This window comes from Streptomyces tibetensis (assembly GCF_007655005.1).
GTDB classification, from domain to species: domain Bacteria; phylum Actinomycetota; class Actinomycetes; order Streptomycetales; family Streptomycetaceae; genus Streptomyces; species Streptomyces tibetensis.
On sequence record NZ_SZVW01000031.1, the window covers coordinates 1 to 17,232 of the forward strand.

Annotated in this window: 17 protein-coding genes and 1 pseudogene; 10 read left to right on the forward strand and 8 right to left on the reverse strand. The window is 72.6% G+C overall.

Features of this window, described 5'->3' with window-relative positions:
• Positions 1–116: 116 nt before the first annotated feature.
• From FDO69_RS37920 to FDO69_RS37935, 3 genes and pseudogenes are all read right to left on the reverse strand, one after another.
• Positions 117–479, reverse strand: coding sequence for a hypothetical protein (locus tag FDO69_RS37920; protein WP_104787976.1), 363 nt, complete (start codon positions 477–479; stop codon positions 117–119).
• A gap of 42 nt (positions 480–521) precedes the next feature.
• On the reverse strand, positions 522–938 hold the full coding sequence (locus tag FDO69_RS37925; RefSeq protein ID WP_104787979.1) for an ATP-binding protein: 417 nt from the start codon (positions 936–938) through the stop codon (positions 522–524).
• Between the two features lie 330 nt (positions 939–1,268).
• A pseudogene (locus FDO69_RS37935) lies at positions 1,269–1,991 on the reverse strand (zinc-binding dehydrogenase); the annotation flags it as partial.
• 525 nt (positions 1,992–2,516) lie between these two features.
• Here FDO69_RS37935 and FDO69_RS37940 point away from each other — a divergent pair.
• The 4 genes from FDO69_RS37940 (at position 2,517) to FDO69_RS37955 (ending at position 7,432) form a co-directional block, all read left to right on the forward strand.
• Positions 2,517–3,701, forward strand: coding sequence for a hypothetical protein (locus FDO69_RS37940; protein WP_234388281.1), 1,185 nt, complete (start codon positions 2,517–2,519; stop codon positions 3,699–3,701).
• 91 nt (positions 3,702–3,792) lie between these two features.
• On the forward strand, positions 3,793–4,323 hold the full coding sequence (locus tag FDO69_RS37945) for a (2Fe-2S)-binding protein (RefSeq protein ID WP_104787982.1): 531 nt from the start codon (positions 3,793–3,795) through the stop codon (positions 4,321–4,323).
• Positions 4,320–5,324 (forward strand): FAD binding domain-containing protein, encoded by a 1,005-nt coding sequence (locus FDO69_RS37950; RefSeq protein WP_104787985.1) that lies wholly within the window; start codon positions 4,320–4,322, stop codon positions 5,322–5,324. The genes FDO69_RS37945 and FDO69_RS37950 overlap by 4 nt, the downstream gene beginning before the upstream one ends.
• Complete coding sequence (locus FDO69_RS37955; protein ID WP_104787988.1) at positions 5,321–7,432, forward strand: xanthine dehydrogenase family protein molybdopterin-binding subunit; 2,112 nt, start codon at positions 5,321–5,323, stop codon at positions 7,430–7,432. Before FDO69_RS37950 ends, FDO69_RS37955 begins: the two co-directional genes overlap by 4 nt.
• Before the next feature lie 140 nt (positions 7,433–7,572).
• Here the strand turns inward: FDO69_RS37955 and FDO69_RS41455 are convergent, their stop codons facing one another.
• Positions 7,573–9,045 carry a hypothetical protein gene (locus FDO69_RS41455; protein ID WP_159030687.1) on the reverse strand — a complete coding sequence of 491 codons (1,473 nt, stop codon included), beginning with the start codon at positions 9,043–9,045 and terminating at the stop codon, positions 7,573–7,575.
• A 246-nt stretch (positions 9,046–9,291) separates the two neighbouring features.
• Between FDO69_RS41455 and FDO69_RS37965 the strand changes: the two genes are divergently transcribed.
• The 3 genes from FDO69_RS37965 (at position 9,292) to tgmB (ending at position 10,926) form a co-directional block, all read left to right on the forward strand.
• Positions 9,292–9,615 carry a YkvA family protein gene (locus tag FDO69_RS37965; RefSeq protein ID WP_167526768.1) on the forward strand — a complete coding sequence of 108 codons (324 nt, stop codon included), beginning with the start codon at positions 9,292–9,294 and terminating at the stop codon, positions 9,613–9,615.
• Positions 9,616–9,734: 119 nt separating this feature from the next.
• A complete protein-coding gene (gene tgmA / locus FDO69_RS37970; protein WP_104787994.1) occupies positions 9,735–9,926 on the forward strand; it encodes a putative ATP-grasp-modified RiPP in 192 nt (63 codons plus the stop codon).
• 16 nt (positions 9,927–9,942) lie between these two features.
• Entirely contained in the window at positions 9,943–10,926 is a 984-nt protein-coding gene (tgmB, locus tag FDO69_RS37975; protein WP_104787997.1) for an ATP-grasp ribosomal peptide maturase, read from the forward strand.
• A gap of 43 nt (positions 10,927–10,969) precedes the next feature.
• Here the strand turns inward: tgmB and FDO69_RS37980 are convergent, their stop codons facing one another.
• Both FDO69_RS37980 and FDO69_RS37985 read right to left on the reverse strand, forming a co-directional pair.
• Complete coding sequence (locus FDO69_RS37980) at positions 10,970–11,173, reverse strand: hypothetical protein (protein WP_031111422.1); 204 nt, start codon at positions 11,171–11,173, stop codon at positions 10,970–10,972.
• 138 nt (positions 11,174–11,311) lie between these two features.
• On the reverse strand, positions 11,312–11,761 hold the full coding sequence (locus tag FDO69_RS37985) for a hypothetical protein (RefSeq protein ID WP_104788000.1): 450 nt from the start codon (positions 11,759–11,761) through the stop codon (positions 11,312–11,314).
• Positions 11,762–11,946: 185 nt separating this feature from the next.
• On the opposite strand from FDO69_RS37985, the gene FDO69_RS37990 reads away from it, so the two are divergent.
• A complete protein-coding gene (locus tag FDO69_RS37990; RefSeq protein WP_104788173.1) occupies positions 11,947–12,933 on the forward strand; it encodes a GlxA family transcriptional regulator in 987 nt (328 codons plus the stop codon).
• A gap of 32 nt (positions 12,934–12,965) precedes the next feature.
• On the opposite strand, the gene FDO69_RS37995 is transcribed toward FDO69_RS37990, so the two are convergent.
• Positions 12,966–13,217, reverse strand: a complete 252-nt coding sequence (locus tag FDO69_RS37995) for a DUF5133 domain-containing protein (RefSeq protein ID WP_104788003.1) — start codon at positions 13,215–13,217, stop codon at positions 12,966–12,968.
• A gap of 224 nt (positions 13,218–13,441) precedes the next feature.
• Here FDO69_RS37995 and FDO69_RS38000 point away from each other — a divergent pair, with 224 nt between their 5' ends.
• A complete protein-coding gene (locus FDO69_RS38000) occupies positions 13,442–14,287 on the forward strand; it encodes a GNAT family N-acetyltransferase (RefSeq protein WP_104788006.1) in 846 nt (281 codons plus the stop codon).
• Between the two features lie 216 nt (positions 14,288–14,503).
• On the opposite strand, the gene FDO69_RS38005 is transcribed toward FDO69_RS38000, so the two are convergent.
• Positions 14,504–15,361 (reverse strand): aldo/keto reductase, encoded by an 858-nt coding sequence (locus FDO69_RS38005; RefSeq protein ID WP_104788009.1) that lies wholly within the window; start codon positions 15,359–15,361, stop codon positions 14,504–14,506.
• Between the two features lie 252 nt (positions 15,362–15,613).
• Between FDO69_RS38005 and FDO69_RS38010 the strand changes: the two genes are divergently transcribed.
• Positions 15,614–17,188 (forward strand): acyl-CoA carboxylase subunit beta, encoded by a 1,575-nt coding sequence (locus FDO69_RS38010; protein ID WP_170321005.1) that lies wholly within the window; start codon positions 15,614–15,616, stop codon positions 17,186–17,188.
• Positions 17,189–17,232 lie beyond the last annotated feature (44 nt).

Consider the following 17,232-nt stretch of genomic DNA (forward strand, 5'->3'; position numbering starts at 1 on the left):
TCTCGAACATCGCACCCCTTGAGCTGGGGTGTTGCGACGATCGCTAGAACTCAAGGTTGCCGGAGGTGAGGGGCCTTTGTGCGCCTCTGGACCTGCCGCCTGATGGTCGGGCCGCCTCATGACCTGGCGGAGGCGCGCGATTCCGTGCGGTGGTCGTAGTACGCCCACACGGTGACGGCCACCGCGGCCGTGAGCCCGACCGTCAGGACGCGCACGGCGCCACTCGTCAGGTAGGCGACCAGCCCGGTGAGTCCCGCTCCGCCCAGCATGATCACGCGGCTGACGAAGCGGTTCCCGGGCGGCTGGGGATCCTCCCGGTCCTTGAGGTCGTGCAGGGCGTCATGAGCCGGATGGGCGGAACCGCGCCGGGCGCGGGCGCGGTACTGCAGCCCATAGCTGATCAGCGCGTACAGCGCGAGGGCGCCCAGGACCCACAGCCAGACGTAGGGGTCGTCACTCGACCCTCGGGCCAGGTACACGACACTTCTCCTTCGAAAAGGGGGCCTCGTCGGTGAGCAGACTCAACGTGCGCGGCCGCCCTCGGGGTCGGCGGGACGGAAGCACGCCGTCACCGTCTTGCCGTGTCGCTGGCACCTCATCGTCCACTCGTCGGCGAGCTTGCGCACGATCGCCACTCCGCGGCCGGAGGCCTCACCCGGATCCGGGTCGCGCTGGCGCGGCAGCGTCGGGTCCTCGTCGTGGACGCTCACGTGAAGACAGTCGCCGTCCCACGTGAGGACCAGATGCGCGTCGCTGTGCGCGTGGACGTGCGCGTTGGTGATCAGCTCGGACACCGCCAGCACCACCGCGTCCACCGTGTCCGGCTCGGCAGTGGCCCACGGCAGGGTTCCGAGGCGTTCGCGCGTCCACTCCCTCCCCGCACGCACCCCTTCGGACATTCGGAACGAGTGCGCCCACCCCATCGCCTTTACCGCCACTGCCCCCGGTCCCCTCTCCTGCGTCCAAGCACCTGTCGTGCAGGGACCGAGTACCCGGTCCCTGCACGAGCAGGCATCGGAACGCGTCGTCCGCGCATCGGCTCGGCGGAGTGGCGGAAGCCTTCGCGGCCCGACGCAGGGAGTACAAGCGGAGCGTGAGCGCGTCGGGGCTGCTGTGCCCGGCGTCGGCGTGGACGGCGCCGGGGTCCGCGTCCGGGTCGGGGTCGGGGTCCGCGTCCGGGTCGGGGTCCGCGTCCGGGTCGGGGTCCGGGTCGGGGTCGGGGTCGGGGTCGGGGTCGGGGTCGGGGTCGGGGTCGGGGTCGGGGTCGGTCAGAGGGTGAGCATGGCCTTGACGGCGCGCCGCTCGTCCATGGCCCGGTAGGCCTCGGCGGCCTCGTCGAGCGGGACGACCAGGTCGAAGACCTTGCCGGGGTTGATCTTCCGCTGCCGTATCAGGTCGATCAGCTCGGGCAGGTACCGGCGCACCGGGGCGGGGCCGCCGTGCAGGTGGACCTGGGAGAAGAAGAGCTCCTCGCCGCTGAGGGCGACGTCGTGGTTGACGCCGCCGAAGCGGACGTGCCCGCCCGGCCGGGCCGACCGGATCGCCTGCTGCATGGACTCCTCGGTGCCGACCGCTTCGACGACGGAGTGGGCGCCGAGGCCACCGGTCAGTTCCTTGAGCCTCGCGACACCCTCGTCGCCGCGTTCGGTGACGATGTCCGTGGCGCCGAACTCAGCGGCCAGGCGCCGGCGCGGCTCATGGCGGCTCATCGCGGCGACCCGCTCCGCGCCGAGCTGTCGTGCGGCCAGGACCGCCAGCAGACCGACCGCGCCGTCGCCGACGACCGCGACGGTCCTGCCGGGACCGGCCTCGGCGGCGACCGCCCCGAACCATCCGGTGCCGAGCACGTCCGAGGCGGCCAGCAGGTCGGGGATCAGGTCGGCGTCGGGCGTCCCCGGCAGGGGGACGAGAGTGCCGTCGGCGTGCGGGATCAGGGCGCGCTCGGGCTGGGTGCCGACCTGGGCCATGAACACGCGGTGGACACAGGAGGAGGGGGAGCGGGCCGGAGGCCGTGCGTCCCGTCGATGGGGTGGATCTCTGAGCGGCGCTCCACGTCACGCCGGGCGAGCAGGGCCCGCCCCGATGCGGATGGTGGGCGGGTCCTGCTCGTGCGCACCATTGTCAGGAGCGTGTGCCGGACGGACCACGCGTGAGATCACCCGATGTGTGCGCCGCGCGCACACCCCGCGCGCACGGCGCACACCCGCGCACGCGGACACCACCCCAGGGCGCCGCTGGGTCGGGGGTTCACGCCGCCTGGCGCCATCTCACGCCGCCCGGTGCCGCATCACGCCGCCCGGTCGTCACACGCCGTTCCTCCCTCGTCACATGGCACAGCCCGGCGCGGGTAGGCGGTGCGCATGACCCACGGCGAGACGGACGAAGAAACGGGCATGCGCGAGAGGGCGCGCCAGCCGCGAGCGGGCCCCCGGAGCCCCGTGCGACCCCGGGTAGCACCCGTCGGCCTGCGGCGACGATACTGGCAGGCGCACCCACCCCCGTTCACAGATGGACCCATGCAGACCTCCCTCACCGCCCGCCCCATGACTCCCGACACGGTGTGGCTGGCGCGCGGCCGCCACGCCCCGGGCTCCGCGGAAGACGTTCTCCGGCGCTCGCTGCAGCAGCGCAAGGACAGCCAGGCCATCGACGACTTCCTGGAGTTGCCCGACGACGGAACCGCTCCGGCGGAGCGGGTCTTCGAGGCCCGCTGGCGGGTCGGTGACGACATCACCGTGCGCGCCCGGCTGAGCGTGCGGCCCGAAGGGGACGCCGGGCCCGGGCAGGAGTGGACCCTGGTCGCGGAGGCCGAGCAGCCGTGGAACGACGCATGGCCCTCCCCCGCCGGCCAGTTCTGGCCCAAGGAGCCGGACACCGCCTGGAACCAGGACGCCGCCACCCGCCTGGCCCTGGGCGAGATCAACGTCCTCCCCCAGGACGACAGGGACATCCGCCGCCTGCTGCGGAACGCCGTGCGCGGTGGATGGCACATCCACGTGGTCGTCCACGAGGCGATGACCACCGACGACCGGGGACGTGCGCCGGTGGCGCGGTGGCTGCCGCCCGGTCTGCGCCACCGTGTGGTGGAGCATCACGCCGCCCCGCAGCAGTTGCGCGGCCTGAACTGGGCCCTGCGGGACACCGGCGTCGAGGTGCCGCGCGGTGGAGCGGTGGTCCTGCCGGGCGTCCCGGCGCCGGAGGGCTATGAGGCCCAGGACTTCTCGGTCCGCGCGGTCTTCCTCGACGGCTCCGAGCCGGCCGACCTCGTCGACGCGGTGACGCGGTTCGCCGCACTCCGCAGGCCCCTGCCCGACGGCGCCGAGGACGCCCTCACCGCACTGCGGGAGGACTGGCACCTGCTGACCCTCCAGGAGGAGTTGGACCGCCAGCGCGGCCTGGTGGCCATGTACGCAGAGGCGCTGGAGGCCATGACGAAGTCCCGTGACCTGTACCGGGAGGCGGCCGAAAGCGCCCACGAGGCCCTGGCCGCCTACCAGGAGTCCGCTGGGACGACTCCCCCCAGACCCCGTCCGTCCGGTCCGCCCGCCACATCCCCGCTCCAGCAGCTCAAGGGGACGTTCGAACGCTTCAAGGTCAAGCGCCCGGCGACCCCGGTCGGGGACGCGAAGAGCCACGACACGGAGGGCGAAGAGACCGACGAGACGAGCACCGCCGCTCAGCCCGTGACGTCGGAGCGGTAACACCCTCCTCGCCGGCGCACGTGTCAGTCGCCGTCTCCTGGATACGCGGTCCGTACGGCATCACGTACCGCCCGGGAAGGTCCTCCACGACATGGGCAACCACCGGCACCACGCGCGCACCGCACTCCGCGTCAACGGCAAACCCCATACGCTCACCGTCGACCACCGGCGGGTCCTGCTGGACCTGCTGCGCGAGGATCTCGGGCTCACGGGCGCAAAGAAGGGCTGCGATCACGGCCAGTGCGGCGCCTGCACGGTCCTGGTGGACGGGCGGCGCGTCAACAGCTGCCTGCTGTTCGCGGTGGCCTTGGACGGCTGCGAGGTCACCACCGTCGAGGGCCTGTCCGGCGACGGGGAGGAACCGCATCCGCTCCAGCGAGCCTTCCTGGAGCGCGACGCCTTCCAGTGCGGCTACTGCACCCCGGGCCAGATCTGCTCCGCGGCCGGTGTGCTCGCCGAGGCGGCGGCCGGTCACCCCTCGCACGTCACCGACCCGGCGGCGCCCCCGGGCGAGCCGGTGCCACTGGACCGGGAGGAGATCCGGGAGCGGCTGAGCGGCAACCTGTGCCGGTGCGGTGCCTATCCGCGGATCGTCGAGGCCGTCGAGGACGTGATTCCGTGAAGGAGTTCGCCTACGTCCGCGCCGGCAGCGTCGAGGAGGCGACCTCCGCGTACGCCGCGCACCCCGGCTCCCGCTATCTCGGCGGCGGCACCAACCTGGTCGACCTGATGAAGCTCGGCGTCGAGACGCCCGCCGCTCTCATCGACGTCACCCGGCTGCCCCTGGACAGGGTCGAGGAACTGCCCGACGGGGCCCTGCGCGTCGGTGCGACGGTCCGCAACAGCGACCTCGCCGCCCACCCCCTGGTCCGCGACCGGTACCCGGCGTTGTCGCAGGCGCTGCTCGCGGGGGCCTCGGGGCAGTTGCGCAACGCGGCGACGACCGGCGGGAACCTGCTCCAGCGCACCCGGTGCCCGTACTTCCAGGACCTGTCGAAACCGTGCAACAAGCGGGAGCCGGGCAGCGGCTGCGGCGCACGGGACGGTGTCCACCGTGACCACGCGGTGCTCGGCCACTCCGCGCACTGCATCGCCACGCATCCGTCGGACATGGCGGTGGCGCTCGCCGCTCTCGACGGGCGGGTCGAGCTGGACGGGCCCGAAGGGGCCCGCAGTGTTCCGGCGGCCGACTTCCACCGGCTGCCCGGGGACCGGCCCGAGCAGGACACCGAGATCCGCCCCGGCGAGCTGGTCACCGGCATGCTGCTGCCGGCCGCCACTGCGGGGCTGCCGTCGGCCTACCGCAAGGCCCGGGACCGGGCCTCGTACGCCTTCGCGCTCGCCTCCGTCGCGGTCGTGCTGCGTCTTGATCACGGGGTCATCGGCCGTGCGGGGCTCGCCTTCGGCGCGCTGGCGCACCGGCCCTGGCGGGCCCGGCGGGCCGAGGAGGCACTGCTGGGTGCGGCCCCGACCCGCGCGGCGTTCGAGCACGCCGTCGAAGCGGAGCTGTCCGCCGCGCAGCCCCTTCGGGACAACGCCTACAAGGTGCCGCTCGCCCGCAGTCTCGCCGTGGACGTCCTGTCGCGGCTCACGGACACCGCGCTCACCGGGAGGGATTCATGACCGGTGGTGTGGGCGCCCCCGCGGAGCGCCGGGAAGGACGTGAGAAGGTCGGCGGCACCGCCCGCTACGCCGCCGAGTTCCACTTCCCCGGCGGCGCCCAGGCCTGGCCGGTGCCGGCGGTGGTGGCCCGGGGCCGGGTGACCGGCGTCGACACGACAGCGGCGCTGGTCGTGCCCGGTGTCCTCGCCGTCCTCAGCCACGAGAACGCGCCGCGCCTCGTGGAGCCGGACGATCCCACGCTCGCCGTGCTGCAGAACGCCCGGGTTCCGCACCGCGGTTGGTTCGTGGCCCTGGTGGTGGCCGAGACCCTGGAGGCGGCCCGGGCCGGTGCCGCCGCCGTCCGCGTCACCTACGACGCCGAAGAGCACGACGTGGCCCTCACCGTCTCGCACCCTGGTGTGTACGTGCCCGAGGAGGCCAACGGCGGTCATCCGGCCGTGCGTGAGCAGGGCGACCCCGACGGGGCGTTCGATTCGGCGGCCGCCCGGGTGGACGTCGCCTACCGGGTGCCGCCGCTGCACAACCATCCGATGGAGCCGCACGCCAGCACCGCCCGGTGGGAGGACGGCCGGCTGACCGTGCACACCTCCAGCCAGGGAACCGGTGCCGTGCGGGCCACGCTCGCCGCGCTGTTCGGCCTGCCGCAGGAGCGGATCGTCGTCACCGCCGAGCACGTCGGCGGCGGCTTCGGGTCCAAGGGAACGCCCCGGCCCGACGTGGTGCTCGCCGCCATGGCGGCCCGTCACACCGGGCGGCCGGTGACGGTGGCGCTGCCGCGGCGGTGTCTGCCCGCCGTGGTCGGGCACCGCGCCCCGACCCTGCACCGACTGCGGCTCGGGGCCGATGGGGACGGCCGTCTCGAGTCCCTCGTGCACGAGGTCACCACGCACACTTCCCGCATCAAGGAGTTCGTGGAGCAGGCGGCGGTGCCCGCACGGGTGATGTATGCCGCGCCGCACAGCCGTACGGTGCACCGGGTCGCGGCGCTGGACGTGCCGTCGCCTTCCTGGATGCGGGCTCCGGGCGAGGCCCCCGGCATGTACGCGCTGGAGTCCGCCATGGACGAGCTCGCCGTCGGACTCGGCATGGATCCGATCGAGTTGCGCGTCCGCAACGAGCCGGACGTCGAGCCCGACAGCGGCAAGCCGTTCAGCAGCAGGAACCTGGTCGGGTGTCTGCGCGAGGGCGCCCGGCGCTTCGGCTGGGCCGGTCGCGATCCCCGCCCGGGCACCCGCCGGGATGGGCCCTTGCTGCTGGGGACGGGCGTGGCGGCGGCGACCTACCCCGTCCTGGTGGCCCCGTCCACGGCGACGGCTCGCGCACGGCCCGACGGGACGTTCCTGGTGCGGATCAATGCCACCGACATCGGGACGGGCGCCCGGACCGTGCTCGCGCAGGTCGGCGCCGACGCCCTCGGGGTGCCGCTGGAGCAGGTCCGGATCGAGGTCGGCAGCACCGAACTCCCCTCGGCGTCGCTGGCCGGCGGCTCGTCCGGCACCGCCTCCTGGGGCTGGGCGGTGCACGACGCGTGCGCCCGGCTGGCCCGGCGGCTCGCCGAGCACCCGGGGCCGCTGCCCGAGCAGGGCCTCGGCGCCAGTGCCGACACCAAGGGCGCGGCGGACGCCGAGAGCGACTTCGCCCGGCACGCCTTCGGGGCGCACTTCGCCGAGGTCGCCGTCGACACGGTCACCGGCGAGGTGCGGGTCGGCCGGCTGCTCGGGGTGTACGCGGCGGGCCGCATCCTCAACCCCCGTACGGCACGCTCCCAGTTCGTCGGAGGCATGACCATGGGCCTGGGCATGGCGCTGACCGAGGGCAGCACCATGGACGCCGCGTTCGGCGACTTCAACGAGTCGGACCTGGCGTCGTACCACGTGCCGGTGCACGCCGACATCGCCGAGATCGACGCGCACTGGCTCGACGAGGAGGACTCCCGGCTCAATCCCATGGGCAGCAAGGGGATCGGGGAGATCGGCATCGTCGGAACGGCCGCGGCGATCGGCAACGCGGTGCACCACGCCACGGGCGTCCGTCTGCGTGAACTCCCGCTCTCACCGGACCGGCTGCTGACCGGGCTGCTCGATCGCCGGGCGCAGGATGCGCTCTGACACAGCACCGCACGGGCAGGGTGACCGGATCGGCCGGCATCAGCCGGTCGATCCGGTCACCCTGTTTCAGTGATCCGCCTCGGTGGTCACCGGCCGGTCGGGCCCATCCGGTCACCGCACCGAAGGGAACGCCGCGAACCTCACTCCGCCATGCCGGGCGCCTCGGACGCCGGGACGGCGGTCCACTGCCGGGCGGCGATGGGTGCCAGCACCCGGAACACCAGCGCGACCAGGGCCAGCAGCGCCGCGCACACGGCGATCGCGGCGGCCAGCCACGGCGGGGCGAGCGCCAGATCGACGGCCCGCGGCAGGGACGCCGACGGGAAGGAGTTCCCGTACGCCTGGGCTCCGGCCAGCACGGTGGGCACCAGCACCGCCCCGGCCAGCACCAGCGCCACGGGGCGCAGGGCCAGCAGCACCGCCAGGACCGTGCACAGCACCGACAGGCTGAGGGCGAACGCGTGCAGCCGCAGGGACCCGTCGCCGCGCTGCAGCGGGAAGTGGACCACCGCGCACGCGACGAGGGCCAGGGCGGCGAGCCAGCCCGACCAGGACACGGCCCGGGCGAGCCGGTCCGCCGCGGTCTCATGGTCGGGCGGTGCGTCGTAGGTGCGGTGGTTCACGAGGGGCCTGCCCTGGTGTGCCGTGCGGCGCTTGCCCTGACGGCCGGGCGCTTCGGGCGCGGCCGTCTCGCCCTCGTGGGGCGAAGCCTGCTGCGGGCGAGGGCCTTCGCGGTCCAGCCGTTCCAGGCCCAGGCGGTCGATCAGTTCGACCAGCTCCCCGACGGACCGGCCGGTGGCGGCCGCGCGCAGGGCCTCCTCGCGGACGTGGGGCTCCTGCGGCTCCCTGTGCAGCAGGGTCACCAGCCGGGTCACCTCCTCCACCGGACGGTGGGCGGCCGCGGCCCGGATCGCCTCGTCCGCGCACTCGGCGTCGCGCGGGGGCTTCGTCAGCAGGGCGATCATCCGGGACACGTCCTCGACGGACCGGCCCACCCCGGCGGTGCGGAGCGCGTCAACCCTCGCCCGGGTGTGGTCGGGCGACTCCTCCAGCGAGACGATGAGGTCGACGACCTCCTCCAGCGGCCGGTCGGCCACGGCGGCGTGCACCAGGTCGCTGACGGCGTCGCCGTACGGTGCGCCGGAGGCCGGACCGCTGCCGGGACGGAGCTCCACCGGGTTGTCGTCGAGCGACCGGATGACGAACGGCCGCGCACCGGGCTGGTCGGCGTCGCCCGGGCCGGGCCCGGCCGGCGGATCGGCCTCGTCGTCGCCGGGTGCGGCGGACTCGGCGCCCTCGCTCGGGTCTGCGGCAGCGGACCGGGCGGGGCCCGGCGCGAAGTCCGTCGGGTCCGGCGCGGCAGGCCCAGACCTCGCCTCGGCGGGATCCAGCCAGTCCGCGACGGGAGGGGCCATATGCGCGGCGGCCGGATCCGGGGCGGGGGCGGCGGACATGTCCGTCTCGTACGGGTCGGCAGCGGGCTGCGCGCTCGTCTGCGCCACCTGGTGCGTGCCGGTGGCGACGGTCGTCTCGGCGGACGGCTGGGCGGACCCGTTCGGCTCAGCGGTTATGGCATGTTCGTTCGAGCGGGGTGATGAAGAGCAGGTGGTCATACTCGCCTCCGTGGGAAGAGTGCGGCCGCTCCTGCGCCCCCCGTCGTGTGACGAGCGACGTTACGGTGACCATTACTAGGCGTCCCCGTCACCCCGTGCCACTTGAGTGAGCCACCGGGATGACCTTGGAACGGGAAAATCCGCTGACTCGCCGACATGTCGGGCCCCGGCCGCAATACAGCCGCCGGAAAAGGGAATCCAGCTAAGGACACCCCGTGTCGTGGCATGCCAGGAGGAGGGCGCCCCGTGGACACGAGCACAAAAGTGATCATTCTGGCCGCGGCCCTCGCGGCCGTCGTCCTCGTCTTCGCCGTCGCCGTCCTCATGCGACTGGTCCGCACCCGGCGCGATCTGCGGCGCGCGGGACTGCCCACGGGCCCGCGCTGGGTCTTCTGGGGCGCGGTGCTCTATCTCGTGCTGCCCACCGACCTGGTGCCCGACCCGGTGTACCTGGACGACATCGGGGTCCTGCTGCTCGCTCTGCGCACCGTCCGCGGCTCCCTCGGCGAACGGGAGCGCAGTTCGGCGCACCGGCCGGACCGGCAACTGGCCGATGACTACGGAAAGTAAGGAAACCAACCACCCGTTCGACTCGTATAAGTCTCTGGAAGCCGAATCAGGCCGACGGACCGGGCGAACTCGCCCCTGGGACACCGCCTGCTCGGCGCAGTACCGACGAGGGAGAGACGATGCAACCGTTCGCGCTCAACTACGCGCGCCCGGCAGTGGAGTTGGAAGCTGCCGTTCCGTACGTGTACGACGCCGGACTGCAGTTGAACGTGCTCCGCGACGGCCGGGTCGCGGCCTGTGACTCCGCCCTGTTGAGAGAGTTCGGCACCACGACGTCCACCGCCGGCTCCAAGACGCACTTCGACGACTGACCACGGGCCGCCGACGATGACCGTACTGATCCTCACCTGTGAGGAGGACGTCACCGCGGACATGGTGGTCGTGCACCTGCACGCGACGGGGGTTCCGGTGGTCCGGGTCGATCCCGCGGACCTGACCGGTGGTGTCTCGCTCTCGGGGGAATACGTGCACGGCCGGTTCCGCGGCCATCTGTCCGCCGGGGGGCGGCTGGTGAGCATCGGGGGGCTCCGGTCCGTGTGGGTGCGCCGGCCCGGCGTCCCGGCCGCGCGGGCGGCCCAGCCGTCCGCCTGGCTGACCGAGGAGGCCGCGCAGGCGCTCTACGGCATGCTGCGGGGCTCCGACGCGCGCTGGATGAACCATCCCGACGCGGCCCGCCGGGCCCGCCACAAGCCCTGGCAGCTGCGGCTCGCCCAGAGATGCGGCCTGCCCGTGCCCGCGACGCTGATCACGACTTTCCCGCGCGCCGCCCGCGAGTTCGCCGAGCGCTACCCGGAACTGGTGGTCAAGCCGGTGTCGGGCGCGCACCCACAGGACCCGCCGCGGGCTGTGCCGACCAGTCGGGTCGCACCCGACACGGACTTCTCCGCCGTGGCGTTCGGGCCGACGCTGCTGCAACGGCGGATCACCAAGCGGGCCGACATCCGGCTCACCGTCGTGGGCGAGAGGATGCTGGCCGCCCGCAAGGCGACCGCCGAGGACGCGGACCCGGACGACGTCGACGTGCGGTTCGCCGCGTCTGGCTCGCCATGGCTGCCCACCGATGTGCCGTCCCGCATCGCGCCGGGCGTCCTGGCCTATCTCCGCGAGGCCGAACTGGCCTACGGGGCTTTCGACTTCGTGGAGGACTCCGACGGGACCTGGTGGTTCCTGGAGTGCAACCAGTCGGGGCAGTTCGGGTTCGTCGAGGTGGAGACGGGTCAGCCGATCGCCCGCACCATCGCCGAGTGGCTGGCCCGGCCCGTCCCGGTCCAGCCGTCCCACGTCAACGGCTCGGACACGAGGGTCCGGTGAGCACCGGGCCCGGCCGCGGGCCGGGCCCGGGCAGCCGCCCGGTTCACTGCGGGCGCGGGCCGGGAAGCATGCCCGCGCGCTGCCAGCCCGCGCCCGGGGAGTGCGGGCGGTCGTAGCCGAGGGACTGTGAGGGCCGCATGACCAGCTCCAGTTCCCTGCTCACACGTTCGGCCTCGCGGCGCACCTGTGCGGGTACGTCACCGCGCTCCGCGATGAGTCGGTCGTAGATGGGGGAATCCTGGAACACCCGTCAACGCGCCTTTCTGCTCGTCGGCCCCATGCGGGGGCGAGACTGCGAGTGTAGGCGGCACGGTGTCCCGGAGTGTGAATTCCTTGGGATGACTTGACGCAGACCGGACATCCATGACAGGTGAATGCGGGTGGTTCACGCTCCCGTCGTGGAACCAGGACGGACGACCATCAGGACGGTGACCGTCGCCCAGAGCAGGTTGAAGATGCCGGTGAACATCGCGAGTTGCACGGTGGCGCGATGATCGGGTGCCTGCTCGCCCCTCAGTTGCTCCAGGATCTCCTCCTGCCGGGGCAGGACGAAGGCGGCCAGAACGCCCGCGGCCGCGGCGGTCAGGGCGATGGAGGTGACGAGCCATCCGCTGCCGAGGACGCCCATGGCGGCAGCGGTGGCCAACCCGAGGGCCGGGACGGTCAGACCGACGCCGGCGTAGACCCGGCAGATGCGGTGCAGGAGCGCCACCGTGCCGACACCCGTGGGAATCGTGCGGCGCGCGGCCGGCGGGAACATGCTGGCCGCGACGGTCACGGGACCGATGGCGACGATGGCCGCCAGGACATGGAGGGACAGCAGGATCTTGGTCACCGGGGCTCTTTCCGTGAGGGCGAGGAACGGCGCCCACGCTAGGACGCCCCGGCGTGATCACCCAGAGGCTGGATCGACAGCTTCCGACGGGTTCTCGCCAACCCGTCCCACCTGGGTTCTCCCCTCCGAAGCTCGCGCCGGTCCACGTCACCGGGCCGGCGGGAACTCCGCCTAGGGTGACGATCATGCACTCAGTGGCGATCCTGGTTCTCGATCATGTGGTGCCGTTCGACATGGCGGCGCCCCAGCAGACGTTCGACTGGACCTGCCTTCCGGACGGGCGGCCCGCCTATCGGGTCCGGTTGTGCGCCGAGACGCCGGAGGTGCGCGCGGACGGCGGCTTCACCCTGCGGATCGAGCGGGGACTGGAGGCATTGGCGGAGGCGGACACCATCATCGTGCCGGGCCGCTCCCCGGCTGCCGCGCCGCCGTCCGCCCGGGTGCTGGCGGCCCTGCGCGAGGCGGCCGGGGCCGGCACCCGGATCGCGTCGGTGTGCGTCGGCGCCTTCGTGCTGGCGGAGGCGGGGCTGCTGGACGGACTGCGCGCCACCACGCACTGGGTGGCCGCCGGGGAACTGGCCCGCCGCTTCCCGCGGGTCCAGGTGGAACCGGACGTGCTGTACGTCGACAACGGGCAGATCCTCACCTCGGCCGGGGCCGCGGCAGCGCTGGATCTGTGCCTGCACATGATCCGGCGGGATTTGGGGTCGGCCGTCGCCGCGAACAGCGCCCGGATGTCGGTCATGCCACTGGAACGCGAGGGCGGTCAGGCCCAGTTCATCGTGCACGAGCATCCACCCGTGCCCCGGGGCTCCGCACTGGAACCGGTGCTGGAGTGGATCGAGGACCACCTGGCCGACGAGGTGACGCTGGGCGCCCTGGCGGCGCGAGCGGGAATGAGCGAGCGGACCTTCAGCCGCCGCTTCCGCGAGCAGACCGGCACCACGCCACTGCAGTGGCTGCTGCGGGCGCGGGTCCGGCGCGCCCAGTACCTGCTGGAGAACTCCGATCACTCGGTCGAACGGATCGCGCGCCAGACGGGGTTCGGGTCGCCGACCGCGTTCCGGGAGCGGTTCCGCAAGGTGGCGGGCACCACGCCGTACGCCTACCGCACGGCGTTCCACGGGCGGACGAACGCCTCGACGGCCCCTTCCCAGGCCGCCGAGGCGTGATGCCCGGTCCGCGCCGGGCCTTTCGTCAACCGTCAGCCGACCAGCGTCAGGCCGTTCTCCCCGTCCGCGTCCGCGACGTCGGGCCGCCCCTCGGTGAGCAGCAGGACATCCGCCTTGGCAATGGCGTCACTGATGTCGGACGTCCCCATCATCACGCACAGCGTGTAGCTGACGTCCTCCAGTTCGCGTGCCGCCGTCGGCACGTGCCTCTCCGACTGAGCGATCCTCAGCGACGCGTACCGCGTCAGCAACTCCCTGACGATCTTCCGGTCCGGTACAAGCACGTAGCGCCCCTCTCTGTGTTTTCGCTGCGTATGCCCGAACCACGCGTAAACATTCACACGATTTTCTCACCTGGAGTGGATTTGACGAGAACTGATCGGTTGCGACCGGTCTTAGACGAGCCTGCCGCCGAGCAGAGCGGTGTGAGCCCCGCCCTTGCACAGGACGTCACGCGGGTTCGTTTTTCGGATGCGGTGTCACGCTGCTCCGTGGTGGGATGCGCCGCATGAGCGATTCGCTGCGTGCTCGTATCGAGCAGTACCACGCCACCGTGCCTCTGCTGTTCGCCGACGCCGAAGAGTTCGGTCCACTGCGGCTGTTCGTACGAAAGGAACCAGGAGCCCCGTACTACGGCGGCCCGGCCCATGCTCAGCCCACCGCAGAGGGCGCCGGGAGCGTCACCACGGCTGACATCGCACGGGTGCGTGCTCGGCAGTGCGAACTCGGCGTGCCGGAAGCTTTCGAGTGGCTCGCAGAGGCAGCCCCGGCGCTACGCGCCCGTATCGAGGCCGTGGGCCTGCCGGTGGCAGAACGCCCGCTACTGGCCCTCGACCCGCATGTCCCTGTCCCCCCGCAGCCGCTGCCGGACGGCGTCACGATCCGGGTGCTGACGGCCGACGACCCAGCACTCCCTGCAGTCCTTGCTCTGCCTCGACTGGCTTTCGCAGCGGAGGAGCCTGCTGTGGGCGCCGCGGGCCATGCGGAACTGTCAGCAGCGGCCAGGGAAGTGATCGCGGACGGCACAGTCGAGACCACCCGCCCCACTATCCGCGCCGGGCACAAGACACTCATCGCCGCACTCGCGTCGGACGGCACTCCGCTCGCCGTCGGTCACTACCACCCAGCCAACGGCACCACCGAGATCGGGGGCGTTGGCACTCTCCCCACTGCTCGCCGTCAGGGTCTGGCCGCGGCCGTCACAGCGGCCCTGGCCACCCACGCCCGCGACCACGGAGTGCAGACAGTCTTTCTCGCCTATGCGCAGGAGAGTGTCGCTCGTATCTACCGCCGCCTGGGCTTCCGCCCTGCCGATGTCACCCTGCTGATCGCCAACCAACCGGCACGGTCGTGAATCTGCCCGACGGCCGGTCCACCACCCGCCTGTGACCAGGCAGGCCACCGCCCCCAGTAATCCGGGCCAGGCAGCGGCGGTACGAAGGCGACGGCATGGGCCGAAGAACGACCGGTGGACCTCCCGATTCCGGATGGACTCCGACCCCCGCCCCTGCGTTCTCGGTGAACAGACGCCAGGGGTGTTGGCGTACGTTGGCCCCGCGTCTCGGTGTGCTCAGGCGGCGTCCAGTTCCGCCAGTTCCTCGGCCGTCAGAGTGAGGTCGGCGGCGGTGAGCGAGTCACGGATGGTTTCGGGACGGCTCGCGCCCGGGATCGGCACCACCACCGGCGACTTGGCGAGCATCCAGGCCAGGCACACGCGCTGCGGGCTCACCCCGTGCGCTTCGGCGATGCGGGCGAAGGGGGCGTGGCCCGAGCCGAGTCCACCGGCCTTCGAGATCCCGCCGAGGGGGCTCCAGGGCAGGAACGCGATGCCGAGCTCGTCGCACAGGCGCAGTTCCGGCTCGCTGGAGCGGAAGGCCGGGGAGAACTGGTTCTGCACGGAGACCAGGCGCCCGCCGAGGATCTCACCGGCCTGCCGGATCTGCTCGGGGTTCGCGTTGGAGATGCCGGCCATGCGGATCTTGCCCTCGTCCAGCAGGTCCCGGATCGCGCCGACGGACTCGGCGTAGGGGACACGCGGGTCGGGGCGGTGGAACTGGTAGAGGCCGATGGCCTCGACGCCGAGCCGGCGCAGCGACTCCTCGCAGGCCCCCTTGAGGTGGCGGGGGCTGCCGTCGAGTGTCCAGCTGCCGTCGCCGGGACGCAGGTGGCCGCCCTTGGTGGCGACCAGGACGTCGCCGCCGCGGTCGTGGGAGGCGAGGGCCTTGGCGATCAGGCTTTCGTTGTGACCGACCTCGTCGGCGTCGCGGTGGTAGGCGTCCGCGGTGTCGATCAGGGTCACGCCGGCGTCGAGGGCGGCGTGGATCGTGGCGAGGGAGCGTTCCTCGTCCGGTCGTCCCTCGATGGACATGGGCATCGCGCCCAGGCCGATCGCGCTGACCTCGACGTCACCGATGCGGCGGGTGTGCATGGGGCGTGACCTCTTCCGGCTGTCGGGCGATGGTGCACTCCAGCCTGGACGCCGTACGGCCGGGGGTCCAATAGAAGAAGGAGAACGCATTCAGCACTCGGGCCGCTGAATCGCGCCCGGCCCTCGAAGGCCTCCTTGTCACACCTGGATGAAACCCCGCTCGCGAGGACTCAACTCCCCCACACAGACCGGCGATCCGTACGGCACTCCCCCGCCTCGCTGCCATATTCGAGAGCCACTTCGGAGGTGGTTGTGAGCACAGAGGTGACAGCATCCGGTCCGGGGGAGACGGCGACGCACCCGCCCGGGGACACCGCGGAGCGCGTCGCCGGCCTGGAGCACCGGCGGGAGCGGGCGGTGGCCCCGGGCGGTCCGCGCAGACGCGGGGAGTTCTCGGCCCGGGAGCGGATCGAGCGGCTCGTGGACAAGGACTCCTTCACCGAGACCGGCCTGTTCGTCCGGGCCCGGCCCGCGGGGCACGACGCCCGCCGTCCCTGCGGCGACGGCGTGGTCACCGGGTACGGCACGGTCGACGGCCGCCAGGTGTGTGTCTTCGCCCAGGACTCCACCGTGTTCGGCGGCAGCATGGGCGAGGCGTTCGGTGAGAAGACCGTCGCCCTGATGGAGCTGGCCCTGAAGACGGGCTGCCCGGTGATCGGCCTGAACGACTCCGGCGGGGCCCGGATCCAGGAGGGTGTCGCCGCTCTCGCCCTCTACGCCGAGCTGGTCCGGCGCAACGTCAAGGCGTCCGGGGTGATCCCGCAGATCTCGGTCGTCCTGGGCCCGTGCGCGGGCGGTGCCGCGTACTCCCCGGCGATCACCGACTTCACGGTGATGGTGGACGGCGCCTCGCACATGTTCGTCACCGGCCCCGACGTCATCGAGACGGTCACGGGCGAGCGCACCACCGCCGAGGAGCTGGGCGGCGCCCGCACCAGCAACACCGTCAACGGCAACGCCCACTTCCTCGCCGCCGACGAGGAGGACGCCCTCGACACCGTGCGCGACCTGCTGTCGTACCTGCCGGCCAACAACCTGGAACGGCCCCCGGAGTACGCCCCCGGGCACGCCCCGGCCGGCGAGGGGCTCGACGCGATCGTCCCGGACCGGCTGGGCGAGGCCTACGACATGCGGGACATCCTGCACGCGGTCGTCGACGACGGTGAACTGCTGCCGGTGCAGGAGCTGTTCGCGCCGAACATCATCTGCGCCCTGGCCCGCGTCGAGGGCCGCTCGGTGGGCGTCGTCGCCAACCAGCCGCTGCACGCCGCCGGGGCGCTCGACATCGACGCGTCCGAGAAGGCCGCACGGTTCGTGCGGTTCTGCGACGCGTTCGGCATCCCGCTGCTGACCTTCGCCGACGTGCCCGGTTATCTCTCCGGGGTCCGGCAGGAACAGGCCGGGATCATCCGGCGCGGGGCGAAGCTCCTGTACGCCTACGCCGAGGCGACCGTCCCCAAGGTCACGGTCGTGGTGCGCAAGGCGTACGGCGGCGGCTACGCGGTGATGGGCTCCAAGCACCTCGGCGCCGACGTCAACCTCGCCTGGCCCACGGCCCGTATCGCCGTCATGGGTGCCGAGGGGGCCGTGGGCGTCCTGCACCGGCGCGAACTGGCCGCGTCCGACGACCCGGAGGCGCTGCGCGCAAGCCTTCTCGCCGCGTACGAACGCACCCACGGCACCCCGTACCTCGCCGCCGAGCGCGGCTATGTCGACGCCGTCATCGCTCCGCGCGAGACCCGGGAGCAGGTCTGCCGCGCCCTGCGCGCACTGCGCGGCAAACGCGCCCCGATGCCGGAACGCCGGCACGGCAACATCCCCCTCTAGCCGCCCTCTTCTCTCCCCCTCCCCCTTGTTGTGAGCCGTAGGCC